We start from the raw sequence: 581 nt of genomic DNA on the forward strand, positions 1-581 counted from the left end.
CGCATTTATATCAAAAATCCCGAACCAGAATACTTCAAAAATGGCACACCGAAGAAGCATACGAAATATATACAGCTTGATATGGACCAAATGATGTCTGATCTACTACCGGGTGAAACGATTGAAATCCCTGAGGCGTACATTGGGCAAAATCAAAAGCTTCCAACGCGTGTCATCATTCATCGTTTAACCCATGATCAAACGCAAACACGTTTAAAAAATCAAGCCATACGTGAGAAGAAAAAAGGTATTGTCATGAAAGAGAAAAGCAAGCGCTTGATGGGCATGAATGTATATATCACAAACACATCGCCAGAAGAAGTGTCGACAAACTACGTGCATCCCTTGTATTCCATGCGTTGGCAAATAGAAATTTTGTTTAAAACATGGAAGTCGTTCTTTGAAATTGATGCGTGTAAGAACATCAAAAAAGAGCGTCTGGAATGCCATTTATATGGTCAACTCATTGGCATTCTCATCTGTTCTTCTACGATGTTTCAAATGCGACAGCTTCTACTCAAAAAGAAGAAGCAAGAGCTGAGTGAATACAAAGCAATTTATATGATTAAAGATTACTTTCC

General features: G+C 38.0%; 1 protein-coding gene. It reads left to right on the plus strand.

The genetic code is table 11. From position 1 onward, the window contains the following. A partial coding sequence (locus EEJ45_RS18210) for a transposase (RefSeq protein WP_164464356.1) occupies positions 1–581 on the plus strand: 581 nt, incomplete at both ends.

Source organism: Ectobacillus antri (assembly GCF_003852715.1).
GTDB lineage: Bacteria > Bacillota > Bacilli > Bacillales > Bacillaceae_G > Ectobacillus > Ectobacillus antri.